This window comes from Chelatococcus sp. CO-6 (genome assembly GCF_001271345.1).
GTDB lineage: Bacteria > Pseudomonadota > Alphaproteobacteria > Rhizobiales > Beijerinckiaceae > Chelatococcus_A > Chelatococcus_A caeni.
In genome coordinates this window covers 758,134-781,876 of the sequence record NZ_CP012399.1, presented here as the reverse complement: position 1 = coordinate 781,876, position 23,743 = coordinate 758,134, and the positions used below count along the sequence as shown (strand labels likewise).

General features: G+C 68.8%; 25 protein-coding genes. 22 read left to right on the top strand and 3 right to left on the bottom strand.

The features are described 5' to 3' along the window. Nucleotides 1–34 precede the first annotated feature (34 nt). Nucleotides 35–1,039, top strand: a complete 1,005-nt coding sequence (locus AL346_RS24155; RefSeq protein WP_019400607.1) for a TRAP transporter substrate-binding protein — start codon at nt 35–37, stop codon at nt 1,037–1,039. 82 nt (nt 1,040–1,121) lie between these two features. Continuing rightward, nucleotides 1,122–2,321, top strand: a complete 1,200-nt coding sequence (locus tag AL346_RS24150; protein WP_019400606.1) for a mandelate racemase/muconate lactonizing enzyme family protein — start codon at nt 1,122–1,124, stop codon at nt 2,319–2,321. A 41-nt stretch (nt 2,322–2,362) separates the two neighbouring features. On the opposite strand, the gene AL346_RS24145 is transcribed toward AL346_RS24150, so the two are convergent. Continuing rightward, nucleotides 2,363–3,037 (bottom strand): DUF6647 family protein, encoded by a 675-nt coding sequence (locus AL346_RS24145; protein ID WP_157672207.1) that lies wholly within the window; start codon nt 3,035–3,037, stop codon nt 2,363–2,365. A gap of 243 nt (nt 3,038–3,280) precedes the next feature. Between AL346_RS24145 and AL346_RS24140 the strand changes: the two genes are divergently transcribed. Further along, nucleotides 3,281–4,216, top strand: a complete 936-nt coding sequence (locus AL346_RS24140) for an AraC family transcriptional regulator (RefSeq protein WP_019400604.1) — start codon at nt 3,281–3,283, stop codon at nt 4,214–4,216. Nucleotides 4,217–4,318: 102 nt separating this feature from the next. Here the strand turns inward: AL346_RS24140 and AL346_RS24135 are convergent, their stop codons facing one another. After that, on the bottom strand, nt 4,319–5,035 hold the full coding sequence (locus AL346_RS24135; RefSeq protein WP_026014849.1) for a carbonic anhydrase: 717 nt from the start codon (nt 5,033–5,035) through the stop codon (nt 4,319–4,321). Between the two features lie 265 nt (nt 5,036–5,300). Here AL346_RS24135 and AL346_RS24130 point away from each other — a divergent pair, with 265 nt between their 5' ends. Then, nucleotides 5,301–6,263 (top strand): hypothetical protein, encoded by a 963-nt coding sequence (locus AL346_RS24130; RefSeq protein WP_019400602.1) that lies wholly within the window; start codon nt 5,301–5,303, stop codon nt 6,261–6,263. A gap of 73 nt (nt 6,264–6,336) precedes the next feature. Here AL346_RS24130 and AL346_RS24125 read toward each other — a convergent pair whose 3' ends face one another. Then, complete coding sequence (locus AL346_RS24125; RefSeq protein WP_019400601.1) at nt 6,337–6,531, bottom strand: hypothetical protein; 195 nt, start codon at nt 6,529–6,531, stop codon at nt 6,337–6,339. Between the two features lie 174 nt (nt 6,532–6,705). Between AL346_RS24125 and AL346_RS24120 the strand changes: the two genes are divergently transcribed. The 18 genes from AL346_RS24120 (at nt 6,706) to cydC (ending at nt 23,743) form a co-directional block, all read left to right on the top strand. Beyond that, nucleotides 6,706–7,371 carry a TetR/AcrR family transcriptional regulator gene (locus tag AL346_RS24120; RefSeq protein WP_019400600.1) on the top strand — a complete coding sequence of 222 codons (666 nt, stop codon included), beginning with the start codon at nt 6,706–6,708 and terminating at the stop codon, nt 7,369–7,371. Between the two features lie 76 nt (nt 7,372–7,447). Next, nucleotides 7,448–8,497 (top strand): C4-dicarboxylate TRAP transporter substrate-binding protein, encoded by a 1,050-nt coding sequence (locus AL346_RS24115; protein ID WP_053194223.1) that lies wholly within the window; start codon nt 7,448–7,450, stop codon nt 8,495–8,497. A 60-nt stretch (nt 8,498–8,557) separates the two neighbouring features. After that, nucleotides 8,558–9,133 (top strand): TRAP transporter small permease subunit, encoded by a 576-nt coding sequence (locus AL346_RS24110; protein WP_019400598.1) that lies wholly within the window; start codon nt 8,558–8,560, stop codon nt 9,131–9,133. Next, nucleotides 9,130–10,440: a TRAP transporter large permease gene (locus AL346_RS24105; RefSeq protein ID WP_019400597.1), complete on the top strand. Its 1,311-nt coding sequence runs from the start codon at nt 9,130–9,132 to the stop codon at nt 10,438–10,440. The genes AL346_RS24110 and AL346_RS24105 overlap by 4 nt, the downstream gene beginning before the upstream one ends. A 29-nt stretch (nt 10,441–10,469) precedes the next feature. Beyond that, nucleotides 10,470–11,246 (top strand): cyclase family protein, encoded by a 777-nt coding sequence (locus AL346_RS24100; RefSeq protein WP_053194221.1) that lies wholly within the window; start codon nt 10,470–10,472, stop codon nt 11,244–11,246. 29 nt (nt 11,247–11,275) lie between these two features. Further along, on the top strand, nt 11,276–12,253 hold the full coding sequence (locus tag AL346_RS24095; RefSeq protein WP_019400595.1) for a 3-keto-5-aminohexanoate cleavage protein: 978 nt from the start codon (nt 11,276–11,278) through the stop codon (nt 12,251–12,253). A gap of 11 nt (nt 12,254–12,264) precedes the next feature. Continuing rightward, a complete protein-coding gene (locus tag AL346_RS24090) occupies nt 12,265–13,278 on the top strand; it encodes an SMP-30/gluconolactonase/LRE family protein (protein WP_085952971.1) in 1,014 nt (337 codons plus the stop codon). Nucleotides 13,279–13,407: 129 nt separating this feature from the next. Then, nucleotides 13,408–14,256, top strand: a complete 849-nt coding sequence (locus AL346_RS24085) for an aminoglycoside phosphotransferase family protein (protein WP_040403518.1) — start codon at nt 13,408–13,410, stop codon at nt 14,254–14,256. 114 nt (nt 14,257–14,370) lie between these two features. Beyond that, on the top strand, nt 14,371–14,703 hold the full coding sequence (locus tag AL346_RS24080; protein WP_019400592.1) for a helix-turn-helix transcriptional regulator: 333 nt from the start codon (nt 14,371–14,373) through the stop codon (nt 14,701–14,703). 188 nt (nt 14,704–14,891) lie between these two features. Next, the gene (locus tag AL346_RS24075; RefSeq protein WP_026014847.1) at nt 14,892–15,098 is read left to right on the top strand and encodes a DUF2892 domain-containing protein; all 207 of its coding nucleotides are present in this window, start codon (nt 14,892–14,894) and stop codon (nt 15,096–15,098) included. Further along, nucleotides 15,095–16,444, top strand: a complete 1,350-nt coding sequence (blh, locus tag AL346_RS24070; RefSeq protein WP_019400590.1) for a bifunctional sulfur transferase/dioxygenase Blh — start codon at nt 15,095–15,097, stop codon at nt 16,442–16,444. The genes AL346_RS24075 and blh overlap by 4 nt, the downstream gene beginning before the upstream one ends. Before the next feature lie 38 nt (nt 16,445–16,482). Continuing rightward, nucleotides 16,483–16,791: a helix-turn-helix transcriptional regulator gene (locus AL346_RS24065; protein WP_019400589.1), complete on the top strand. Its 309-nt coding sequence runs from the start codon at nt 16,483–16,485 to the stop codon at nt 16,789–16,791. A gap of 14 nt (nt 16,792–16,805) precedes the next feature. Continuing rightward, nucleotides 16,806–17,237, top strand: a complete 432-nt coding sequence (locus AL346_RS24060; RefSeq protein ID WP_019400588.1) for a YeeE/YedE family protein — start codon at nt 16,806–16,808, stop codon at nt 17,235–17,237. Beyond that, nucleotides 17,237–17,680 (top strand): DUF6691 family protein, encoded by a 444-nt coding sequence (locus AL346_RS24055; protein WP_019400587.1) that lies wholly within the window; start codon nt 17,237–17,239, stop codon nt 17,678–17,680. The genes AL346_RS24060 and AL346_RS24055 overlap by 1 nt, the downstream gene beginning before the upstream one ends. 23 nt (nt 17,681–17,703) lie before the next feature. Continuing rightward, nucleotides 17,704–19,452: a SulP family inorganic anion transporter gene (locus tag AL346_RS24050; RefSeq protein WP_019400586.1), complete on the top strand. Its 1,749-nt coding sequence runs from the start codon at nt 17,704–17,706 to the stop codon at nt 19,450–19,452. Nucleotides 19,453–19,692: 240 nt separating this feature from the next. Further along, nucleotides 19,693–20,271, top strand: coding sequence for a GbsR/MarR family transcriptional regulator (locus AL346_RS24045; RefSeq protein WP_019400585.1), 579 nt, complete (start codon nt 19,693–19,695; stop codon nt 20,269–20,271). 2 nt (nt 20,272–20,273) lie between these two features. Further along, nucleotides 20,274–22,055: a thiol reductant ABC exporter subunit CydD gene (cydD, locus tag AL346_RS24040; protein ID WP_019400584.1), complete on the top strand. Its 1,782-nt coding sequence runs from the start codon at nt 20,274–20,276 to the stop codon at nt 22,053–22,055. Further along, nucleotides 22,052–23,743 (top strand): thiol reductant ABC exporter subunit CydC, encoded by a 1,692-nt coding sequence (cydC, locus tag AL346_RS24035; RefSeq protein WP_053194219.1) that lies wholly within the window; start codon nt 22,052–22,054, stop codon nt 23,741–23,743. The genes cydD and cydC overlap by 4 nt, the downstream gene beginning before the upstream one ends.

Below are 23,743 nucleotides of genomic sequence, written 5' to 3'. Positions count from 1 at the left end.
AGACATTGTCTGTAACCCTATCGGGAGGAAGAAAATGAAGACGCGTATCCTCGCCCTCGCGGCCGTCAGCCTTCTGGCGCTCGCCCTGCCTGCGACAGCCGAGATCAAGGACCGCAACATCCGCGTGTCCAACGGCGTCAATGCCGACCACCCCGTCGGTGACGGCGTCAAGGCCATGACGCAGTGCGTGACCGACAAGTCCGGCGGCAAGATCAAGCTCACCGCCTTCTGGGGCGGCGCGCTCGGCGGCGACCTGCAGGCGACCCAGGCCCTGCGCTCCGGCACGCAGGAAATGGTCATCACCTCGACCTCGCCGCTCGTCGGCATCGCGCCGGCGCTCGGCGTGTTCGACCTGCCCTTCCTGTTTGCCAACGAGAAGGAGGCGGATGCCGTCCTCGACGGCGAGTTCGGCAAGTACGTCAGCGACATGCTGCCGAACTACGGCCTCGTGAACCTCGCCTATTGGGAGAACGGCTTCCGCAACCTGACGAACTCGAAGGTGCCCGTCGAGAAGTGGGAAGATCTCAACGGGATGAAGGTTCGGGTGATGCAGAACAACATCTTCCTCGATACCTTCAAGAACATGGGCGCCAACGCGACGCCGATGGCCTTCGGCGAGGTGTTCGCCGCGCTCGAGACCAAGGCGATCGACGCCCAGGAAAACCCCTTCGTCACGATCGACACCTCCAAGTTCTACGAGGTGCAGAACTATCTCTCCGTGACGCGCCACGCCTACACGCCCTTCATGGTGCTGTTCTCGAAGCCGATCTGGGACACCTATTCCCCGGAGGAGCAGACGATCCTCAGCGAATGCGCCGTGGTCGGCCGCGATGCGCAGCGCAAGGCGAGCCGGGAGCTCTCCGAGAAGTCGCTCGCCAAGCTGAAGGAGGCGGGCATGAAGGTGAACGAGCTCTCGCCGGACGAGCAGAACCGCATGCGCGAGAAGGCGCAGGTCGTCTACGAGAAGCACGCAGGCTCGATCGGCGCGGACGTGGTGAAGCGCATCCAGGACGCGCTCGCGGAAGTGCGCAAGAACTGACCGGCCCCTGACGCGGACGGGGAGGGCGGCGAGCCGCCCTCCCTGCCGGGGCCGATCACACACCACGACCGGGAATGTCGCGATGAAGATCACCGCCGTCGAGACGCTGCGGCTCGGAGAATTCGCCAACATCGTCTGGATCCGCCTCCATACGGACGAGGGGCTCGTCGGGTTGGGCGAGACCTTCATGGGCGCGGCCGCGGTGGAAGCCTACGTGCACGAGACGGTGGCCCCGAGGCTCCTCGGCCGCGATCCCCGGCAGATCGAGGCCATCAACCGAGACCTCACCGGCTATCTCGGCTGGCGCGGCGCCGGCGTCGAGACGCGCGGCAACTCGGCCGTCGACATCGCGCTGTGGGACCTGTTCGGCAAGACGCTCGGGGTGCCGGTCTCGGTCGCGCTGGGCGGGCGCTCGCGCGAGCGGGTGCGTACCTACAACACCTGCGCCGGCTATCGCTACATCCGCGATGCCCGCGCCCAGGCGGTCGCCAACTGGGGCACCGGCGAGGCAGAAGGCCCCTACGAGGATCTCGACGCCTTTCTGAACAACGCCGACGAGCTCGCGCTCTCGCTCCTCGAGCAGGGCATCACGGGCATGAAGATCTGGCCCTTCGACATCGCGGCCGAGCGCACGGGCGGACTCGACATCTCGGCGGAGGAGCTGAAACGGGCGCTCGAGCCGTTCGAGAAGATCCGCAAGGCGGTGGGCGAGCGCATGGACATCATGGTGGAGTTCCACTCGCTGTGGCAGCTCCCGGCGGCGCAGCGCATCGCGCGGGCGCTCGCGCCCTACGACACGTTCTGGCACGAAGATCCCGTGCGGATGGACTCGCTGGAGACGCTGAAGGCCTACGCCCCGCACTCGCGCGCCATGATCTGCGCTTCCGAGACGCTCGCCTATCCTCACGCCTTCCGCGACTATCTCGCCACCGGCGTGGCGGGCGTCGCCATGCTCGACCTCTCCTGGTGCGGGGGGCTGTCCGAGGCGCGCAAGATCGCCGGCATGGCGGAGGCGCACCACATTCCCGTCGCCCCGCATGACTGCACGGGGCCGGTCGTCTTCATGGCCTCTTGCCATTTCTCGCTGCACGCGCGCAACGCCATGATCCAGGAGAGCGTGCGCGCCTTCTACACGGGCTGGTATCGGGAACTGGTCACGGACCTGCCGCGTGTCGAGCGCGGCGAGATCACCGTGTCGGATGCGCCGGGCCTCGGCATCGAGTTGCTGCCGGATCTCGCAGCGCGCCCCGATGCCGTGGTCAGGATCAGCCGGCCGGACTGAGCCTGCGCTCTCGGCGCGGGATGGCCGCGTGGCCCCCAGCGCTAATGGAAGCAGTTGGTGCGGGCGAGGATCGTGAACGGGTCCAGCTCGAAATCGGCTTCGAGGCTCCTGCCGAAGAGCTGCAGCCAGCGCTCCTGCGCTTCAAAAGCCATCTTCTCCCGTTCCCCGGGACAGGCGAATTTCAAGCCGCCCATGTGCTGGAGGTGGTGGACCATCTCGTGCACCAGCATGGAAAGATCTGCCGAGGTCTTTCCCGACCATCTCTCCGGCAGATAGATCGTCCTCGCCACGGTGTCGTAGATGGCGAGGACATCCTCGCCAGTCTCGATGGGAAGACGAGAAGCCGTGTAGCCGGCTCCGGTGCTGGGCGACACCTCGCGATGGTGAAGGCTGCGCATGTGGCGTCTGGACGCCAGGTTGACAGCCGGCAGCTCCTCGACCGGCGGCAGACCGAACTCGGACGAGAGCCACGCCGCGATCGCCTGCAGCAGAGCTGTCGGCGAATGGCCGGACCCCGTCACGACAGGGGCGCCCGGTTCGACAACAAATCCTGTTCCCGGCAAGACGACCGGCCCGGGGGTGGTTCCGACGCCGGCACGGTGGGCCGGACGTTCCGGCAACTCGCCTTCGGAGGCAGAGCATGCGAGCGGTGCAGCGATCCCGAAAATCACGCCCGCTATGAGCCGTCTGGTTACACAAGTCATCTGTGCCACCATGGCCGTCGCGTCCAGCAAGCCGCCGCCGGTGCACATCAATCCGTGACCTGCGCCTGATGGGTGCGTCGCTTGAATGGGTCTCTCGTGCGGAGGCTGCGCTCATTCAGGTGAAGCCGTCTTGGTCAGCGGCGCACTGCGGCCGGACCGGGATGTGCGCAATTGGCCGATAGCCGGCGCGGTGTGGTATAAAGGGGGTGCTGAGCCTGATGCCGTAGACAGAAATTCGGCAAGGGGCGTTGCGCCATGACAATGCAACGCGATGCGATCCGTCGATGGCGCGAGCAGTACGCCCGGCGCTCCCTCCGCATCGACTTCAGGCCGTTGACGGACGCACCGTTCAGCACCTCCTTCGAGCCGATCTATGATGACCTTCGGGTGGCACGTACGCGGTTCAGCCCCGGCATCACCTTCCGAGACGATGAACTCGTCAAGGATGGCGACGACGCCTTCAGCCTGGTGATCTGCCCGTCGAGAAGCCTCCATGTTACGCACCAGGGGCGCGAAGTCCGCCTGGGGCGAGGCGAGGCCGTTCCCATGCATGTCTGCGAGACGGGGACCGTCGGGTCTTCCGAGGATTTCGCATTCATCGCCGTACTGGTTCCGAGCGCGGAATTGCGTGCGCGGGTGGCTCATCCTGACGACGCTGTGATGCGACGCCTGCCGCGGAGCTCCGAAGCTCTGCAGTTGCTGCGCCACTACATCCATTCGCTGGAAAAGAGCCGCTTCAACGGTTCAGCGGAAGGTCGAGAACTCGTCAGGGGGCATATCATCGACCTGATGTCGCTGGCACTGACACAGGTTGGCAAGGTGGGCGAGAGCAGCCAGAGCGCCATCGTGGCGGCACGCACCGCATCCGTGCTTCAGGAAATCGCGGCCTCCTTCCAGAAGCCGGAACTCAGCGTCGGCCTGGTCGCGCGAACGCTCGGAATCTCGCCACGATACCTGCAGCGACTGCTGGAGATGACGGGTGCCTCCTTCAGTGAGCGAGTGAACGAATTGCGGCTGCAGAAGGCCTTCTCGATGCTCGCGGACCCCTGCAATAGCCGCCGGCTGATTTCGGACATCGCGTTTGAAGTCGGGTTTTCCGACCTGTCGCACTTCAACCGCCTGTTCCGGGCGCGCTTCGGAGGGCCTCCCAGGAGCGTTCGACACCGCGCCAGCGGCGGCGCCTGCGAATGATCCGCCCCGGCCGCATCGGGGCAGGGCGGTCCTTCATGCGCGAGAGGACGGCTGCGGCTGCCGCCCGACAGGTGCGGCAGCCGCGGCGTCGCAGGCGCCCCCCTATACGAGTTCCACCTTGCCGGTCGCCAGATCATAGAGCCCGCCGACGACCTTGACCTTGCCGTCGCTGACGAGCCGCGAGACGATCGGCTCGGCCTTGTTCAGCTCGGCCACGTTGTGGCGCACGTTCTCGATGATGGCGCGGTTGAGCAGGTCGTCGGCGCCTGCCTTCTTGGCCGCCTCCACCGCCGGCTTGATGGAATTGACGAGCTCCGGCAGGTGGCCGGGCAGCTCGGCATTGTCCTTCAGCACCTTGATGGTGGCGTCGACGGCGCCGCAATTGGTGTGGCCGAGGACCATGACGAGCGGAATGCCGAGGAACTTCACCCCGTATTCCAGGCTGGCGAGCCCGTCGGTGTTGACGAAATTACCGGCGACGCGGACGACGAAGAGCTCGCCCGGTCCCTGGTCGAAGGCAAGCTCGGGCGCGACGCGGGAATCGGCGCAGCTCACGATTGCGGCGAAGGGGTGCTGGCTCTCCGCCCGCGCCGCCCGGCCGGCGGAAAAGTCCTTGTTCGCGGCCGTGTTCGCCGCATAGCGGGCATTGCCGTCGACGAGCCGCTTCAGCGCCTCGTCAGGCCCGATGGCATTGGGCGGTGCGCCCGTCTGGGCCACGGCCGGGCCGAGTTGCATGCCGAGCCAGGTCGCGGCGCCGGCGGCCAAAAGTCCCCGCCGCGACAGGTGCAGGCGGTGCCCGCATCGTGGATCATTGCACATGTTCCGCCCCCTATTGATCCGAGATCCTGCGCCAGGCGACCGCCATGACACGCCGCGCCTGCGGGGCCCGCTCACGCATGGCTCCGCATCGACGCGGCATCGCACCCGGCAATAGCCGGATTGTTATACGTTGCGTGCAGGCTTGGAATGCCCAAACTTTGCATGTAGTGACGGGATCGCAAATAATATTGCGTTCATCGTTGCTGCATTTATGGAATATTTTAAGAAACTTTGAGCATACGTGCCGTAGGTGGCGGGGGTACGCTTGAGCGCTGTATCGCAGGACGAACGGGGACCGCTCTCGGGGGAGGCGCTCGCCGACGCCGCAGAGCTCGCAGCGCTGGAGGAAGCTGCCGCGCGCCTGCGCCGGCATCCCGGCTTTCGCGCGGCGCTCGCCGCATATTGCCGGGGGATGAGCAGCCCGGCGCGCATCGACTGGCCGGTCTACAAGCTCTTCGACCAGATCGGCCGCTATATCGTCTGCTACATGCTGATCCACAACTACTACGCGTGGATCTGGGGCGCGGGGCCGGCGCCGACGCTCACCGCCCTGCAGAAGGTTTCCGGCGCCAGTGAGCGGCAGACGGCCGGGTTCGTGGCCGCCCTGAAGTCCGGCCGCCTCATCCTCACCGAGCCCTCACCGAACGATCGCCGGGTCAAGCACCTGCGGCCGGCTCCGCCGATGATCGCGGAAATCGGGCGCTCGGCGCGGCTGTTCATCGCTGCGTCGGATGCCCTTGCGGGCAGGGGCGAGGCGCGCGCTGCGCTGCTCGCGGACAATCACGATCTCCTCGGGGATGTGATCCGCCGGTCCGCCGCCTATGTGCTTGCGCACGGCACCATCATCCACCCCTTTCCGCGCGTTCTGCATTTCGCAGAGCGCGACAGCGGCTACCTGTTGCTGACAGCGGTGTTCGCGGCCCATTTCGATGGCCTGTCCCCGTCCCCCGTGGAGGGCTCGCTGAGCTACCGGCAGCTCGCGCGGCGCTTCCAGGTCTCGGCTGCCCACATCGGCAGCCTGATGAACGAGGCCCAGCGTGAAGGCTGGTTCCACACCGATGGACGCGGCCGGCTTGCCGGCATCGCCCCCGATCTCGTCGAGGAATTCGAGCAATGGGCCTCGTGGCAGATGGTCCATTGCACCGGCCTCATCGAGGCGGCACTCGCCGCAACCGATTCGGCGTCGGTGGAGGTGAGGGGACCGGGCGTTCCTGCCGACGCCGGTTAGCCGAGGGCCGCCGGGCTCTCTTGATGGCTGGGACGGATTCTCCGATCGGGCTTCAACCTGATCGGAACCGGCTCTAAGGCCGCAGGCCCTTCCGTTCGCTGCCGTCGGCATTCACCTCGACCCACGGGCTGCCGCAGGTCGGGCAGGCAGCGGGAGCGGGCGACGCGATCATGCCCATGGTGCGGCAGCGCGGGCAGCCGGCCAGCGCCGGCACCAGACGGGGCGGGCAGGTCCGCATGGCCTCGCTGCAGCGGACGATCGTCTCCATGGCAGCCTCCGGCAGCGGTTGACGCCCGGTGGCTTCTGCCCATCGGGCGAATGTTCAATTCTATCACCGATCGGAACCCCGGCGAAGCCGCAGGCGAGGCTGCATCGCTCTTTCGGCATCTTGACTGTTCGATCAGTCAGTGCATGCTGAGCGCACTTTCCGCCGGGAGCCTCAATGTCCGCACCGAACGCCAGCACAGCCATTCTCGACGCCGCCGAGCGGGTCTTCGCGCTGCACGGCTTCGACGGGGCGAGCATGCGCCAGATCGCGACCGGGGCGGGCGTCGCCCAGGCCCTGCTGCACTATCATTTCGGCTCGAAGGAAAAGCTGTTCGAGGCGGTGTTCGCCCGTCGCTCGGATGCCATCAACGCCGAGCGGGCGGCGCGGCTGGACAGCCTCTTCGGCGACGATGCCGGGCCTCGGCTCGAGGATCTCATCGAGGCGCTCTTCCGCCCCACCATGGAAGCAGGACACAGCGGGCAGGGCGGCAATCTCTTCTCGCGCATCCTCGCCGCCACGGCCAATGCCGACGACGAGCGCTCGCGCAGCCTCATCGGCGCCCACTACGACCCGATCGCCCTGCGCTTCATCGAGGCCTTCCGGCGCGTCGAGCCGCGCCTCGGCGAGGCCGATGCGGTCTGGGCCTACATGTTCGCCATCGGCGTCGGCATGACCATGATGGCGGCGACCGGCCGTGCCGGGCGCCTGTCGGGCGGCGCCTGCGACGACGGCAATGTCGACGCCATCATGACCCGCATCGTGCCTTTCATCGCCGCCGGCATCCGCGGGCTCGTCGAGACCGCCGGCGCGCCTTCCCCGCCCCGCGGGGGGAGGGCCTGACCACACCCGTTTCAGCCCAAACCGAAGACCGGATCGAACCGGCGCCATCCCTCAGGAGGAGACGTCAACCGTGCGTATGTTGTCAGCTGCCGCGCTCGCGGCCCTTATCGCCTCCGCCTCGCTGGCGCAGGCCGAGACCGTCACCATCACGCTCGTCAACGGCCACCCGCCGGTGTTCCGCTGGGTCAAGCACCTGCAGCAGACCTTCGTGCCCGCCGTCGACAAGGCGCTCGAAGGCTCCGGCATCACCGTCAACTGGAAGCAGCAGTACGGCGGCTCGCTCGCCAAGGTGGGCGAGGAGCTGGAGGCGACCCAGGAGGGCGTGGCCGACATCGCACTCGTGCCGACCATCTTCGAGCCGGCCAAGCTGCCCCTGCAGAACGTGACCTACTACACCCCCTTCGTCTCCACCGACCCCGGCGTCGTCACCGAGGCGGTGCAGGTGGTGCAGAAGGAGGTCCCCGCCATGATGAAGGCGTGGGAAGACAACGACCTCGTCTATCTCGGCGGCGGCTTCGGCCTCGACGACTACCTGCTCTTCACCAAGTTCCCCATCAAGAGCGTGGACGATCTCAAGGGCCGCAAGATCGGCACGCCCGGCCCCTCGGTGAACTGGATGAAGGGCACCGGTGCCGTCGGCGTCGCCGGCAACCTGACCGAATATTACAACGCTTTGCAGACCGGGCTCTACGACGGCGTCGTCACCTTCGCCACGGCCGCCGTCCCCGCCAAGATCCAGGAGGTGGCGCCGCACATCACGCGTATCGGCTACGGCGCCCAGTATTCCGGCGGCATCGCCGCCAACCGCGACTGGTGGGAGGCGCAGCCCGAGGCCCTGCAGAAGGCGCTCATCGCCGGCGCGGATGCGTTCGAAAAGGCCTATCTCGACGACCTGCGCAAGGCGACCGAGCAGGCGCTGAAGGACCTGGCCGCCAACGGCGGCATCATCAATGCCGATTCCGAGGCGCTGAAGGCGGCCTACGTCAAGGTGATGGAGAACCCGACGACGGCCTGGGTGATGGAGCTGCAACAGCAGAAGCTGCCGGCTGCCGAGGTGCTGGAGCGCTACATGCAGGCCGTCCGCAACGGCGGCGCCGCCCCCGCGCGCGACTGGGGCAAGAACTGACGGCCCGGGACAGCCGGCGCGGATGAGCGCGCCGGCTGTCGCCCGCAAGGAGGTCGATCCATGGCCGAGACCGTCGAAGGGGCCGAGGGCAAGGCCGAGGACCTGCCCTTCGGCGAGGCATTCCTCGTGCGCATGCTCGATGCGGCGACTGCCGTGCTGAATGCCGCCGGCACGTTGCTCATCGTCGCCGTCATGCTCGCCATCAATGCCGACGTCCTCTCCCGGGCATTGTTCAACGCACCGATCTCCGGCGTGCCGGAACTCGTCGCCATGTCCATCGTCGCCATCGTCTTCCTGCAGGTGCCGCACGCCCTCAGGCTCGGCGGCCTGACGCGCGCGGGGATCCTCATCGAAAGCCTGCCCCCGCGCCTCAGGGCCGGGCTCGAGGTCATCTACTGCCTTCTCGCCGTCGGCTTGTGCATCGTGCTCTTCAACGGACTGATGCCGCTCTTCGAGCGCGCCTACACCCGCAACACCTTCGTCGGCGCCATCGGCGACTTCACCGCCCCGATCTGGCCGGTGCGGCTCGTCATGCTCGTCGGCACGGTGGCGCTCGGCCTGCAGTTCCTGATGCGCGCGGGGCGCGCGGCGCTCTTCGCCGCAGGGCTGGGCAGCATCGAGGAGGCGCGCCCATGAGCGACCTCGCCATCGGCGCCCTCGCGCTCGTCGGCATGATCGGCCTCATCTATGCCGGCATGCACGTGGCCATGGCGCTCGCGCTGTGCTCCTTCCTCGGCGTCTTCGCCATGAAGGGCAACATGGCCGTGTCGGGGCGCATGCTGGCGCTCGCCGCGACGGAATCGATCGAATCCTACATCTTCGGCGTCGTGCCGCTCTTCGTGCTCATGGGCTTCGTCGTCTCGCAGGCCGATATCGGGCGCGACGCCTTCGACGTCGCCAACCGATTGATAGGACGCGTGAAGGGCGGGCTCGGCATCGCCACCGTCGGCGCCAATGCGATCTTCGCCGCGATCACGGGCATCTCCATCGCCTCGGCCGCCGTGTTCACGCGTGTTGCCGTGCCGGAGATGCTGCGGCACGGCTATTCCAAGCGCTTCGCCTACGGCATCGTCGCCGGCAGCTCCGTGCTCGGCATGCTCATCCCGCCGAGCCTGCTGCTCATCCTCTACGGCGTGCTGACGGAACAGTCGGTCGGCGACCTCTTCCTGGCCGGGGTGGTGCCGGGCATCATTCTCGCCATCGCCTTCGGCATCGGCGTCTATGTGATGGCGCGGCGCTGGCCCGCCTTCGCCGGCGGTGAGATCTCGGAGGAGGTGACGCCGCTCTCGGCCATCGCGATGACGGGCAAGGCGGCGCCTATCGTCCTCCTCATCGCGCTCGTGCTCGGCGGTATCTACGGCGGCTTCTTCACGCCGACGGAGGCCGGCGCCGTGGGCGCGCTCGGCGCCGTCCTCATCGGCTTTGCCCGCCGCGCCCTGCCGCCCGGGCGCATCTGGCGCGTGCTGACCGACACCGGCCAGGTGACGGCGGCCATCTGCTTCCTCATCATCGCCGCCAGCATGTATTCGCGCATGCTGTCGCTGAGCGGCCTGCCGGAGGCGTTGAGCGGGATGATCGCGGCGAGCGACATCGGCTACTGGGGCATCGTCCTCGCCTATGTCGCCCTCGTCATCGCCATGGGCATGCTGCTCGACAGCTCCTCCATCATGCTCATCGTCATCCCGCTCTTCATGCCGATCATGAAGGCGCTCGCCATCGATCCGATCTGGTTCGGCATCATCACCGTGCTCGCCGTCGAGGTCGGCCTGCTGACGCCGCCCTTCGGCCTGTCCGTCTACGTCATCAAGGGCACCTCGCCGGACAGGACGCTGAAGCTCGGCGAGATCTTCGCCGGATCGGCGCCCTTCGCGGCGATCATGCTCGCCGTCATCGCCCTTATCCTCGTCTTTCCGGGTCTCGCCACGGGCCTCGTCGGACGCTGACCTCAAGAACGCACCAGGGACGTCAAGCCATGGCCCGACGCATCGTCGACCTTTCCGTCGCTCTCGAGACCGGCATCGCCTCGGACCCGCCGGGCCACCTGCCGTCGATCGACTATCTCGACCACCGCGCGACGGCCGCCGACATGGCGGGCTTCTTCCCCGGGGCCACCGTCGCCGACCTGCCGGGCGGCGAGGGCTGGGCCATCGAGCGGCTCGCGATCTCCACCCACAACGGCACCCACCTCGACGCGCCCTACCATTTCCATTCGACCATGGACGGCGGCAAGCGGGCCATCACCATCGACGAGGTGCCGCTCGAATGGTGCTTCAACCCGGGCGTGAAGCTCGACTTCCGCCACCTGCCGGACGGCCATGTCGTCAGCGCCGCCGAGGTGGAGGCGGAGCTCGCCCGCATCGGCCATCGGCTGCGCCCGCTCGACATCGTCGTCGTCAACACCTCGGCCGGCGCGCGCTACGGCGAGGCGGACTACGTCTCCTCCGGCTGCGGCATGGGGCGCGAGGCGACGCTCTATCTGACGGAGCGGGGCGTGCGCATCACCGGCACCGATGCCTGGAGCTGGGATGCGCCCTTCGTGCACACGGCAAGGCGCTTCGCCGTCGAGCACGACCCCTCGATCATCTGGGAGGGGCACCGCGCCGGGATGGAGCGGGCCTATTGCCACATCGAGAAGCTGGCGAACCTCGACCAGCTGCCGCCCACCGGTTTCACCATCGCCTGCTTCCCCTTCAAGATCCGCGGCGCCTCCGCCGGTTTCACGCGCGCCGTCGCGATCTTTGAGGACTGATGAGGCCCGCTAGAACGAGGACACGTCCCATGTCGCAGCAGATAACGCCGCAGCAGACAGCCACTCCGGCGAAGAAGGCCGCCGCCAAGGTCATCATCACCTGCGCGGTGACGGGCGGCATTCATACGCCCACGATGTCGGACGCCCTGCCGTATCGCCCGCAGGACATCGCCGAACAGGCGATCGCCGCGGCAGAGGCGGGCGCCGCCATCCTCCACCTGCACGCCCGCGACCCGGAGGACGGGCGCCCGACGCCGGATCCGGCCGTGTTCATGCAGTTCCTGCCGCGCATCAAGCAGGCGACGGACGCGGTGGTGAATATCACCACCGGCGGCGGCCTCAACATGACGGTCGAGCAGCGTCTCGCCGCTCCGCTCCAGGCACGGCCCGAGATGTGCTCGCTCAACATGGGCTCGATGAACTTCGGCATCTATCCGCTCGCCGACCGCTACAAGAGCTGGAAGTTCGACTGGGAGGAGCCCTATCTGCGCGGCACGGACGACTTCATCTTCCGCAACACCTTCCGCGATATCGAGCGCATCCTGAAGATGCTCGGCGAGGAGCACGGCACGCGCTTCGAGCACGAGTGCTACGACGTCGGCCATCTCTACAACGTCGCTCATTTCGTCGACCGGGGGCTCCTCAAGCCGCCGTTCTTCATCCAGATGATCTTCGGCATCCTCGGCGGCATCGGCGCCGATCCGGACAACCTCTCCTTCATGAAGCGCACGGCGGACAAGCTCTTCGGCGACGACTACCGCTGGTCGGTGCTGGCCGCGGGACGCCACCAGATCCCCTTCGCCACCCAGGCGGCGATGCTCGGCGGCTCGGTGCGCGTCGGCCTCGAGGACAGCCTCTATATCGGCAAGGGCAAGCTCGCCGCGAGCAATGCCGAGCAGGTGGCGAAGATCCGCCGCATCCTCGAGGAACTCGGCCTCGACATCGCGACGCCGGCAGAGGCGCGCGAGATGCTCGCGCTGAAGGGCGGCGACAGGGTCGGCTTCTGAGGTTGGCCGTGATGCGCCCCAACCCCATCGACGGCTTCATCGTCGACCGCGCGGCCATCCGCTATGTCGGCGAAGGGCTGCAGCGGCCCGAATGCATCCTTGCGGAGCGCGACGGCTCGCTGTGGTCGGCGGATGCGCGCGGCGGCGTCGTGCACATCCGGCCCGACGGCACGCAGCGCCTCGTCACCCAGCGCGTCGCGGAGGGCTTCGCCACGGCGGCCGACGAGGAGACCCGCTTCGTCGCCGGCACCCTGCCGAACGGCCTCGCCTTCGCCCGCGACGGCGACATCGTCATCTCCAACTTCGGCACCGACTGCCTCGAGGTGATGACGCGCGACGGCGAGACGCGCACCCTCGTCGACAGCATCGACGGCGAGCCCATCGGCAAGGTCAATTTCGTCCTGCGCGACAGCCGCGACCGCCTGTGGCTGACGATCTCGACACGGGTGAAGAACTGGATGCGGGCGATCAGCCCCAACATCGCCGACGGCTTCATCGCCCTCTACGACCGCGGCCGATTGCGTGTTGTCGCCGACGGCTTCCATTTCACCAATGAGATCAGGCTCGATGCGCGCGAGGAATGGCTCTACGTGGCCGAGACCTGCGGACGGCGCGTCACGCGCCTGCGCGTCGGCGACGACGGCAGCCTCAGCGACCGCGAGATCTTCGGCCCGACCGATCACGGCGCCTTCATCGACGGCATCGCCTTCGACGCCTTCGGCAATCTCTGGGGCACCCATGTGATGACGGACCGCATCTTCGCCATCACGCCCGGGGGCGACCTGCGCATCCTCCTCGACGACGACAACGACAGCGCCGCGGGCAGGGCGCTGATGGCGGCCTTTGCGCGCGATGAGGCGACACCCGAGCTGATGCTGGCGGCCGGCGGCACCATCGCCCCCTGGTTCGCCAGCATCACCTTCGGCGGCCCCGACCTGTCGACGGTCTATATCGGCAGCCTGAGGGCGGACAGGATCCCGTATTTCCGCTCGCCGGTGCCGGGCTTGCCGATGGTGCACTGGTAGACGTCGGTTCGGGCTTCCGGATTCGGGGGCTCGGCGGCGCTCCACGCGCCTGCCGGCCCTCGCATTTGCCGTGGGTATATGCCATTTGCGGCCTCTCGTTCGGCCGCTGCATGGATGGGCATTGCCTCGATGTCACCTGAACCCCCGCTTCCCGCCGCATATCTCGAACGTTGGCGACTTGTCCCCGACGGACCGCCGGTCATGACGCATACCAGCCTGCTCCTGCCCGTGCTGCAGAATGGCGTGCCGGCCATGCTCAAGCTGACGCGCGACGCCGAGGAGGTGCATGGCGGCAGGCTCATGCAGTGGTGGGACGGCGACGGTGCCGCGCGGGTGCTGGCGCGCGCCGACGGAGCGCTGCTCATGGAGCGGGCGCCGGGCAGCCGGTCGCTTCTCCCCCTTGCCGTCGACGGCGGCGACGATGAGGCGACGCGGATCATCTGCGCGGTGGCCGCGAGGCTCCACGCCCCGCGCGGCAATCTGCCGGACGGCCTCGTGCCGCTCGCGGAGTGGTTCGCACCCCTTTTCCCCGCAGCACGGGCCCACGGCGGCTTCTTCGCCCATGCCGCCGCGGCGGCCGAGGCAGTGCTGGCGTCCGAGCGCGAGATCACGGCGCTGCACGGCGACCTCCACCACGACAATATCCTCGATTTCGGGGCGCGCGGCTGGCTCGCCATCGATCCCAAGCGCCTCGTCGGCGAGCGCAGCTTCGAATATGCCATCCTCTTCTGCGACCCGGATCTCGGCGATCCGGCCATTCATCTCGCCCGGCGGCCCGACATCTTCGCGCGCCGCCTCGCCATCGTCAGCGAGGCTGCGCGGATCGAGCGGCGCAGGCTTCTCAAATGGATCCTCGCCTGGTGCGGCCTGTCGGCCGCCTGGGCGATCGGCGACGGCGAGAGCGCGCCGATCGAGCTCGCCGTGGGCGAGATGGCACGCGCGGCCCTCGCAGAACCCATCGCGATGAAAGGCGGCTGAACGTTGAGGGCGGACAACGTCCGGCCCGTCAGTCCTGATGCTACCCTCGGCGTGATCGGGACGATGCAAATCTCGTCTTGACACGTATATTCGAATTATCGTAGATTCGCAGCAATGAACATCGACAGCCAAACCATGCAGCGGGCTGCGGACGAGGCCAGCGAGCTTCTCAAGGCCCTGGCCAACCGGCATCGCCTGTTGATCCTGTGCCAGCTCATCGACGGGGAGAAGTCGGTCGGCCAGCTCGCGGAGTTCCTGGGTATCCGGGACTCCACCGTGTCGCAGCACCTGGCGCTCCTGCGCCGTGACCGGCTGATCGCCGGCCGGCGGGACGGGCAGACGATCTGGTACCGGATCGAGAGCGAACCGGCGCGGGCGATCCTGGTCGCCCTCTACCAGTCCTTCTGCGAGCCTCAGGTGCCGGAGGCCGCGGGCGCGGAGGGCTGAGCGGGACTGCGGAGTGGGCTGACGGTGGTGCTGACCGCCGCGGCCGGAGCGGGACGTCGAGACGGGACGCCGGCCTGCGCCCCTCGGGTGCGCGGGGTTTTTTATACCTTAACGATTGCAAATAGTCGCAATCGTTATCGTGAAAGTGTCAACCGAAGGCGATGGCCTTCACGCGAAAGGGCATGATCATGACGAGGAATATCGGAGGCATCGACCGGGCGGTCCGGATCATCGTCGGCCTCGCGCTGCTGTCGCTCGCCGCCTTCGTCGAAAGCGATGCGCGCTGGTGGGGGCTCCTCGGTTTCGTTCCGTTGCTGACGGGCCTGTTCTCGGTCTGCCCGCTCTACACGATCCTTGGCGTCAACACCTGTCCTGTCACGGGAGAGCGCAGGTGAAGCGCGTCTGGATCACCGAAGCCCTTGCCGTCGGCGAGCAGATCCGGCCCGAGGACGTCGAAACGCTCGCCGCCGCCGGCTTCGCGGCCATCGTCAACAACAGGCCGGATGGCGAGGCTCCGTGCCAGCCGGAGGCTGAAGCGATCGCCACGGCGGCGCGGCGGGCCGGGCTCGCCAGCATTCACCTGCCGGTTGTCGGCACCGACATCGGCGAGGACACGGTGCGGGCCTTCCAGCGGGCCTTGGCCGCCAGCCGGGGCCCGGTCCTCGCCTTCTGCCGCTCGGGGACGCGTTCCCTCACGCTCTGGGCCATCGGCGAAGTACTCGATGGCCGGATGGCGAAGTGCGATCTTGTTCCCTTCGGGGCCGAGCGCGGCTTCGATCTCTCCGCCGCAGTCGGCTGGCTGACGACAAGGGGCGTGCCGGACACCGGCCCTCAGACGCGTATCAGGAAAGGAACAGCCATGGCGCAGCAACCCGAAGTGACCGGCTTCTTCGATCCTCGCACCTGGTCGGTCCAGTATGTCGTTGCCGACCCGCAGACGAGGAAATGCGCGATCGTCGATCCCGTCTTCGACTTCGACGAGAAGTCGGGCCAGACGGCCTCGAAGAACGCCGATCGCATCCTCGCCTTCATCAGGGAGAAGGGCTACGAGGTCGAGTGGATCCTCGACACCCATCCCCATGCCGACCATTTCTCGGCCGCGGCCTATCTCAAGGAGAAGACGGGCGCCCCGACGGCCATCGGCGCGAAGGTGACGGAGGTCCAGAAGCTCTGGAAGGGCTTCTACAACTGGCCGGACTTTCCGGCCGACGGCTCGCAGTGGGACCGGCTCTTCGCCGACGGCGACACCTTCAAGGTGGGCAGCATCGACGCGCGGGTGATGTTCTCGCCCGGCCACACGCTCGCTTCGATCACCTATGTCATCGGCGATGCGGCCTTCGTGCACGACACGCTGTTCATGCCGGACAGCGGCACCGCGCGTGCGGATTTTCCCGGCGGCAGCGCCAGGGTGCTGTGGCGCTCGATCCAGGACATCCTGGCGCTGCCGGACGAGACCCGCATCTTCACCGGCCACGACTACCAGCCGGGCGGCCGCGAGCCGCGCTGGGAATCGACCGTCGCCGAGCAGAAGGCGAAGAACATCCATATCTCGGAATTCAGAACCGAGGAGGCCTTCGTCGCCGCCCGTGAAGCGCGCGACAGGACCCTGCCCATGCCCAAGCTGATCCTGCAGTCGCTGCAGATCAACACCAATGGCGGGCGCCTGCCGGAGCCGGAAGGCAACGGGCGGCGCTATCTCAAAATCCCGCTCGACCTCCTCGAGGGCGCGGCGTGGGAGTGAGGTCCGTGACGGAAAGGCCCTTCGACGAGTTGTCCGACATGAAGGAGAAGGTGGGCGATGCGTCCGCCTTCCTGAAGAAGATGTCGAACCCAGACCGCCTGCTGGTCTGCTGCGCGCTCGTCGAGGGCGAGCGCTCCGTGCGCGACCTCGAGGAGACGCTCGGCATCCGGCAGCCGGGCCTGTCGCAGCAGATCGCGGAACTGCGCGAAGCCGGCCTCGTCACCGGCCGCAAGGAGGGCAAGCACGTCTTCTACCGGCTCGCGGATCCACGCGTCCAGGCCTTCATCGAGACCATGCACCGGCTGTTCTGCGAGACCGGTGCGCCGCGCCGGCGTTCGCCGGCCTGACACGAGATCGACCCATGACAGAGTTCACGCCCGTCGCCTCCTTCCTCGGGGGCACGATGATCGGCCTTGCGGCCGTTCTCCTCATGGCCGTCCATGGCCGCATCGCGGGCATGACGGGCATCCTCGCCGGCCTCTTGCCGCCGCTCGCGGCCGACTGGGCCTGGCGCGCGGCCTTCATCGCCGGGGCCATCGGCGCGCCGGCGCTGATTGTCGCGCTGGCGGGCCGGTCCGCCATCGCCTTCGAGAGCGGCGTGCCGGCCCTCTGGCTCGTCGTGGGCGGGCTCGTCGTGGGCATCGGCGTCCATTTCGCCTCCGGCTGCACCTCCGGACACGGCGTGTGCGGGCTCGCCCGCCTGTCGCCGCGCTCGATGGCGGCAACGGTGACCTTCATGGCCTCGACCGCCGCCACCGTCTTCGTCATCCGCCACGTCCTGGGAGGCTTGTGATGGCGCGCATCGTCCTCGCCCTTCTCGCCGGCCTCGTCTTCGGCACCGGCATCGCCGTGTCGGGCATGATCAACCCGGCCAAGGTGCTCAACTTCTTCGACCTTGCCGGATCATGGGATCCGTCGCTCGCCTTGGTGATGGGCGGCGCCCTCGTCGTCACGGCGGTCGGCTACCGTCTCGTGCTGCGGCGGCCGCGCCCGCTCCTCGAAGAGACCTTCCATCTGCCGACGGCGCGGCGGATCGACCTGCCGCTCGTTTCCGGCGCGGCCGTGTTCGGCATCGGCTGGGGCATCACCGGCTTCTGCCCGGGCGGCGCCGTGCCGGCGCTCGGCCTCGGGCAGCCGAGCGCGCTCGTCTTCGTCGGCTCGATGCTCGCCGGCATCGCGCTGGCGCGTTTCGTCCGCGGCGGCCTTGCCGGGCGGGCCCGGTCGCGCGCCGCCTGACGGTCTTCCGGAGCGAGGCAACCATGCGCAGCGCCGCAGCAAGGCTTGAACGCTACCTGCCGCTCCTGGCGTGGGGCCGGGCCTATGACCGCGCCAGCCTCGTGAGCGACCTCGTGGCGGCGCTGATCGTCACGATCATGCTCATTCCGCAGTCGCTGGCCTATGCCATGCTCGCCGGCCTGCCGCCGGAAGTCGGCCTCTATGCGTCGATCCTGCCGCTCGTCGCCTATGCGCTGTTCGGCACCAGCCGCACGCTCGCCGTCGGGCCTGTCGCCGTCGTCTCGCTCATGACCGCCTCGGCCGTCGGCGAGATCGTGGCGCAGGGGACGGCGGGCTATCTGACGGCGGCCGCGGCGCTGGCCCTCCTCTCCGGCGCGATGCTGGTGCTGATGGGGCTCCTGCGGCTCGGTTTCCTCGCCAATTTCCTGAGCCATCCGGTGATCTCCGGATTCATCACCGCCTCCGGCATCCTGATCGCGGCGAGCCAGCTCAAGCACATCCTCGGGGTTCCGGCCGGCGGCGACACGCTGCCCGGCATCATCGCCGCGCTCGCCGGCGCCGCCGCGGGCGTCAATCTCCATACCGCCGCCATCGGGATCGGCGTCCTTGTCTTCCTGCTCTTCGCCCGCACGCGGTTGAAGCCCTTGCTGATCCGGCTCGGCCTCGGGCGGCGCGCGGCCGATCTCCTCACCAAGGCCGCGCCGATCCTCGCCGTCGCCGTCACGATCCTCCTGGCGAAGGGCCTCGACCTTGCCGCGCACGGTGTTGCGCTCGTCGGCGCCATCCCGCAGGGGCTGCCGGCGCTCGCCGCGCCGGACATATCGCTCGATCTTCTGGCGCAGCTCGCCGGGCCGGCCTTCCTGATCGGCATCATCGGCTTCGTCGAATCCGTCTCCGTCGCGCAGACGCTCGCCGCCAAGCGGCGCCAGCGCATCGTGCCGGACCAGGAGCTGATCGGGCTCGGGGCCGCCAATATCGCGGCCGGCCTGTCGGCGGGCTATCCGGTGACGGGCGGCTTCGCCCGCTCGGTCGTCAATTTCGATGCGGGGGCCGAGACGCCGGCGGCGGGCGTGTTCACGGCCGTCGGCATCGCGGTTGCGACCCTCTTTCTCACGCCGTTCCTTGCGGCCCTGCCGCAGGCGACGCTCGCCGCGACCATCATCGTCGCCGTGCTTTCGCTCGTCGACATCCGGGCGATCCGCCATGTGTTCGCCTATTCGCGGGCCGATTTCACGGCGATGGCGGCGACCATCGTCGTCACGCTGTCCCTCGGCGTGGAGCCCGGCGTCGTGGCGGGCGTCGGTCTGTCGCTCTTCCTTTTTCTCTATCGCTCGAGCAGGCCGCACATGGCCATCGTCGGCCAGGTGCCGGGCACGGAGCATTTCCGCAATGTCGCGCGCCATAGGGTGCTGACGGAGCCGCACATCCTCTCGCTGCGCGTCGACGAGAGCCTCTATTTCGCCAACAGCCGCTATCTGGAGGACCGGATCGCGCAACTGGTGGCGGAGCGGCCGCAGGTCCGCCACATCGTGCTGATGTGCCCGGCCGTCAACGAGATCGACGCGAGCGCGCTCGCCAGCCTCGAGGAGATCAACCGCCGCCTCGCCGATGCCGGCATCGCCTTTCATCTGAGCGAGGTGAAGGGGCCGGTCATGGACCGACTGCGGCGCTCCGATTTCCTCGACCAGCTGACGGGCGAGGTGTTCCTCAGCCAGTTCGCGGCTGTCAGCAGGCTGCGCGGTGCGGAGCACCGGCCGCTCGCGGTGGTCTAGGTCAGCGGCTTCCGATCCTGTCGGTGGCGGCAGGGTGCCTTTGATCGCCGTCAATGCAGCAAGGCGTGCCCCCGCGCAGCATCAGCCCGTTCACGACCGGAGGGTGGGGATCATGCCGTGCACGGGCCGAGGTTGCCGCCGCGCAAGGGGGCTCCAACGAATATTCGCACTTGCGCATATACGGCAGGCGGCGTATAGAATTTTCAGAAATTTCTGAAATTAATGTCCGGATGTGCGGCCATGAACCTTCCTCCCCTCGTCCAGTCCTTCGTGCTGCATTTCGGCGAGATGGGCAGTCGCTGGGGCATCAACCGCACGGTCGGGCAGATCTATGCGCTGCTCTATGTCTCGCCACAGCCGCTCTGCGCCGATGAGATCGTCGAGGCGCTCGGCATCTCCCGCTCCAATGTGTCGATGAGCCTGCGCGAGTTGCAGGCCTGGAACCTCGTCCTGCTCAAGCATTTGCCCGACGACCGGCGCGACTTCTTCACGACGCCGGACGACGTCTGGCAGATCCTTCGGACGCTCGCCGAGGAGCGCAAGAAGCGCGAGATCGACCCGACCCTCTCGGTTCTGCGCGAGATTCTGATGCAGAAGCCGGGCAATGACGACGAGCGCTTCGCCCAGGAGCGCATGGCCGAGATGCACGGGCTGATCGAGCGCCTGACGACCTGGTACGACGACGTCAAGCAGCTCGACACCGACCGGCTCGCCATGCTGCTCGGCCTCGGCTCCCGCATCACCAAACTCCTCGAAGCCAAGGACAGGATCGTCTCCATCGGCCGCCGGAAACCGGCAGCGCGCGAACGCGAGGAATAGAGATGGCACGGGCCGGCACGATCAGCACCGCTCCGACGACGGCCGCGCGGGCCGCCGTTCTTCCGGTGAGCGACGATCGTGCCGTCGCGCAGGGGGCGGGTGCGGGTGAAAGCCGCGCCACCACCCGCGCACAGCGAAACGCTGCGACGCGCACCGGCGCGATTCTCCAGGCGGCGGCCTCGCTCCTGTGGATCCCGCAGGCGGGATTGCTCGCTTTGTCGGTCGCGGACATCGCCGCCGGCGGCGGCGTCGACGCCGTTCTCCTCAATGCGGCCGGCGTCCTGCTCATCGGCATCGCGCGCGCGCTCCTCGATGGGCTCGGCGGCCGCATGGTCTTTCGCCAGGCGCGCGCCGTGCTCGCGGAGCAGCGCCGCGAGGCCGTGGCGGCGCTTGCCGCGCGTTCCCCCGTCGATGTCGGCCGCCCGGCGGCCGGCCTCGCCGCGAGCACGCTCGCCGAACAGGCCGAGGCCATCGTGCCCTATCTTTCGCGCTTCCAGCCGGCGCGGCTGCGGGCGAGCATCGTGACGGTCGCCATCCTTCTCGTCGTGCTCGCCTGGTCCTGGGCCGCGGCGCTCGTGCTCCTCGTCGCCGCGCCGCTGATCCCCGTCTTCATGGCGCTCGTCGGCTGGCGTGCGAAAGCCGCGAGCGAGGCGCAGCTCGTCGAGCTCGGCGGCATGAACGCCTTCCTGCTCGACCGGCTGCGCGGCCTTGCCACCATACGCTCGCTCGATGCCGTCGATGCCACGGCGCGGCGGCTCAGGGCCGATGCCGAGAGCCTGCGCATCAGGACCATGGCGGTCCTCAGGATCGCCTTCCTGTCCTCGGCGGTGCTCGAGCTTTTCGCCGCCCTCGGCGTCGCCATGGTCGCCGTCTATGTCGGCTTCCACCTCCTCGGCCAGCTGCCCTTCGGCACCTGGGGCGATCAGCTCACGCTCGGGGAGGGGCTCTTCATCCTCCTGCTCGCGCCCGCCTTCTTCGAGCCGCTGCGCGACCTGTCCGCCGTCTGGCACGACCGGGCGGCGGGCGAGGCGGCGCTCGATGCGCTCGCGCGCCTGTCGCAGAAGGGCTGCGACCTGCCCGGCGCGGAAGACGGGCACCCGTTGCCCGGGCCGGTTGCCGGTGCTGCGCCGTCCGTCCGCATCGAGAAGCTGCGCTTCGGCCATGCGGGGCGGGGCGGGCCGGTCTTCGACGATTTCAACCTCGTGGTGGCGCCGGGCGAGCGCGTTGCGCTGCTGGCGCCGAGCGGCGGCGGCAAGTCGACGCTCATCGTCCTCCTCGCTGGCCTCGTCACGCCTGAGAGCGGCCGCATCCTCATTGCCGGTGAGGCCCTCACGGCCCGGAGCGCCGGGCGCCTGCGCCGTCGCATCGCCTGGATCGGCCAGCGTCCGCATGTCTTCGCGGGGTCGCTCGCCGCCAATGTCACGCTCGGCCGGGACGGGATCGGCCGGGATGCGGTCGAGGACGCGCTGGCTCTCGCCGGCCTCGCCGAGGTGGCGGAGCGGCGGGGCGCGGCTTCGGTCGGCGAGAACGGCGTCGGCCTGTCGGGCGGGGAGGCATCGCGCCTTGCGCTCGCGCGCGTCGCGGCGGCGCCGGAGGCCGGCCTCATCCTCGCCGACGAGCCGACCGCCCATCTCGACAGCGTGACCGCCGCGAGCATCACCGAGGCGCTCATCCGGCTTGCCGAAGGGCGGACGCTGATCGTGGCGACGCACGATCCGGTGCTCGCCGCCCGCATGGACCGCATCGTCCATCTCTCGGCGACACGCCTGGAGGACGCCGCATGACCGGGCTTGTGCGCCAGCTCCGTCCCGTCGCCGGGCTCTTCCTCTCCGGCAGCCGTGCCATGCTGCTCGCGGGTGTGCTGCTGTCGGTCGCGACGGCCCTCTGCGGCATCGCGCTTCTCGGCCTCTCCGGCTGGTTCATCACCGCGACCGGGATCGCAGGGGTCTCGGCCGCCACGGCGCTCGCCTTCGACGTCTTCGTGCCGTCCGCCGGCATCCGCTTCCTTGCGCTCGCGCGGACCGCGTCCCGCTACGGCGAGCGGCTGACGACACATGACGCTACGCTCGCCGTGCTCGCCGCGCTGCGTGAGCGCCTGTTCCGCGGCTGGGCGCAGCCCGGTGCCGCGCGGGACCTCGTCAAGCGGCCGGCGCGCCTCCTGTTCCGCCTGACGCTCGACATCGACGCTCTCGATTCGCTCTACCTGCGCGTCATCGTGCCCATCATCGGCGCTTGTGCCGTCGCGCTTGCGGCGGGTGTCGCGCTGGGGCTGATGCAGCCGCTCCTCGGCCTGTCTGCCGCCGGCTTCCTCATCCTCGCCGGTGCCGGCCTGCCGGCTGCTGCGGCCGTGGCGGCGCGGCGGCCCGCGCGGCGCCGCGCCCATGGGCTCGAGGTGCTGCGCTCGCGCGCCATCGACCTCGTGAGCGGCCAGACCGAGTGGATCATGGCCGGGCGGCTCGCCGCGCGGCAGGACGGCTTGGCGGCCGCCGACCGCTACCTGTCCGCGAGCGACGATGCGCTGAACCGCATCGAAGTGCGCACCGGCGCCGGTTTCGCCGTCGCGGGGGCACTGCTTCTCGCCGCCACCCTCGTCGCGGTCGCGCTGCTGGCCGAAAGGGGCGCCATCGGCGCGCCGGTCGCGGCGCTCGGCCTGCTGGTGGCCCTTGCGGCGATGGAGCCCTTCGCGGCGCTGCGGCGGGGCGCGGTCGAGCTCGGCCGCACTCTGCTCGCGGCCGGACGGATCGCGCCGCGGCTCGCTTCGCCCTTGGAAGCAGCAGGCCCCGTCGCGCCGCCCGCCGGCATCGCCGCCCGTCTCGATCGCGTCACGGTGCGGCATCCGGGCGCCGCGAGGCCGGCCCTCAGCGCCATCACCCTCACCATCGGCGAGGGCGAGCGCATCGCGCTCATCGGTGCGAGCGGTGCCGGCAAGTCGACCTTGCTCGGCCTGCTGGCCGGTGAGGTCGCTCCGCAGGCCGGCCAGGTCGCGCGCCGCGCGGCGACGCTGCTCACCCAGCGCACCGAGCTGTTCCAGGATTCCCTGCGCGACAACCTGCGCCTCGCCGATCCGCGGGCCGACGATGCCCGCCTGATCGAGGCGCTCGACGCCGCCGGCCTCCGGGACGACGTCGAGGCGCTGCCGAACGGGCTCGACACGCGCCTCGGCGAGGGCGGCCACGGCCTGTCGGGCGGGCAGGCGCGGCGGCTCGCCTTCGCGCGGCTGCTGCTGCGCCCGACATCGCTCTGGCTCTTCGACGAGCCGACCGAGGGGCTCGACGGGACGACGGCACGCGACGTTCTCGCCCGTCTTCGCACGCGCGCCGGTGACCGGACGATCGTCATCGCGACGCACATCAGGCGCGAGGCGGAGGCTGCCGACCGCCTCGTCATCATGGATCGGGGGACCATCACCGCCATCATCGCCCGCGGCGAGCCCGGCTTTCATGCCGCCCTCGCCGCGCTGCGACCCGACTGA

What these genes read in the sequence shown, in the direction of transcription:
- AL346_RS24155 (WP_019400607.1), top strand. Translation starts at nt 35, where the DNA reads ATGAAGACGCGTATCCTCGCCCTCGCGGCCGTCAGCCTTCTGGCGCTC.
- AL346_RS24150 (WP_019400606.1), top strand. Translation starts at nt 1,122, where the DNA reads ATGAAGATCACCGCCGTCGAGACGCTGCGGCTCGGAGAATTCGCCAAC.
- AL346_RS24145 (WP_157672207.1), bottom strand. Translation starts at nt 3,037, where the DNA reads ATGGTGGCACAGATGACTTGTGTAACCAGACGGCTCATAGCGGGCGTG.
- AL346_RS24140 (WP_019400604.1), top strand. Translation starts at nt 3,281, where the DNA reads ATGACAATGCAACGCGATGCGATCCGTCGATGGCGCGAGCAGTACGCC.
- AL346_RS24135 (WP_026014849.1), bottom strand. Translation starts at nt 5,035, where the DNA reads ATGTGCAATGATCCACGATGCGGGCACCGCCTGCACCTGTCGCGGCGG.
- AL346_RS24125 (WP_019400601.1), bottom strand. Translation starts at nt 6,531, where the DNA reads ATGGAGACGATCGTCCGCTGCAGCGAGGCCATGCGGACCTGCCCGCCC.
- AL346_RS24120 (WP_019400600.1), top strand. Translation starts at nt 6,706, where the DNA reads ATGTCCGCACCGAACGCCAGCACAGCCATTCTCGACGCCGCCGAGCGG.
- AL346_RS24115 (WP_053194223.1), top strand. Translation starts at nt 7,448, where the DNA reads ATGTTGTCAGCTGCCGCGCTCGCGGCCCTTATCGCCTCCGCCTCGCTG.
- AL346_RS24110 (WP_019400598.1), top strand. Translation starts at nt 8,558, where the DNA reads ATGGCCGAGACCGTCGAAGGGGCCGAGGGCAAGGCCGAGGACCTGCCC.
- AL346_RS24105 (WP_019400597.1), top strand. Translation starts at nt 9,130, where the DNA reads ATGAGCGACCTCGCCATCGGCGCCCTCGCGCTCGTCGGCATGATCGGC.
- AL346_RS24100 (WP_053194221.1), top strand. Translation starts at nt 10,470, where the DNA reads ATGGCCCGACGCATCGTCGACCTTTCCGTCGCTCTCGAGACCGGCATC.
- AL346_RS24095 (WP_019400595.1), top strand. Translation starts at nt 11,276, where the DNA reads ATGTCGCAGCAGATAACGCCGCAGCAGACAGCCACTCCGGCGAAGAAG.
- AL346_RS24090 (WP_085952971.1), top strand. Translation starts at nt 12,265, where the DNA reads ATGCGCCCCAACCCCATCGACGGCTTCATCGTCGACCGCGCGGCCATC.
- AL346_RS24085 (WP_040403518.1), top strand. Translation starts at nt 13,408, where the DNA reads ATGTCACCTGAACCCCCGCTTCCCGCCGCATATCTCGAACGTTGGCGA.
- AL346_RS24080 (WP_019400592.1), top strand. Translation starts at nt 14,371, where the DNA reads ATGAACATCGACAGCCAAACCATGCAGCGGGCTGCGGACGAGGCCAGC.
- AL346_RS24075 (WP_026014847.1), top strand. Translation starts at nt 14,892, where the DNA reads ATGACGAGGAATATCGGAGGCATCGACCGGGCGGTCCGGATCATCGTC.
- AL346_RS24065 (WP_019400589.1), top strand. Translation starts at nt 16,483, where the DNA reads ATGAAGGAGAAGGTGGGCGATGCGTCCGCCTTCCTGAAGAAGATGTCG.
- AL346_RS24060 (WP_019400588.1), top strand. Translation starts at nt 16,806, where the DNA reads ATGACAGAGTTCACGCCCGTCGCCTCCTTCCTCGGGGGCACGATGATC.
- AL346_RS24055 (WP_019400587.1), top strand. Translation starts at nt 17,237, where the DNA reads ATGGCGCGCATCGTCCTCGCCCTTCTCGCCGGCCTCGTCTTCGGCACC.
- AL346_RS24050 (WP_019400586.1), top strand. Translation starts at nt 17,704, where the DNA reads ATGCGCAGCGCCGCAGCAAGGCTTGAACGCTACCTGCCGCTCCTGGCG.
- AL346_RS24045 (WP_019400585.1), top strand. Translation starts at nt 19,693, where the DNA reads ATGAACCTTCCTCCCCTCGTCCAGTCCTTCGTGCTGCATTTCGGCGAG.
- cydD (WP_019400584.1), top strand. Translation starts at nt 20,274, where the DNA reads ATGGCACGGGCCGGCACGATCAGCACCGCTCCGACGACGGCCGCGCGG.
- cydC (WP_053194219.1), top strand. Translation starts at nt 22,052, where the DNA reads ATGACCGGGCTTGTGCGCCAGCTCCGTCCCGTCGCCGGGCTCTTCCTC.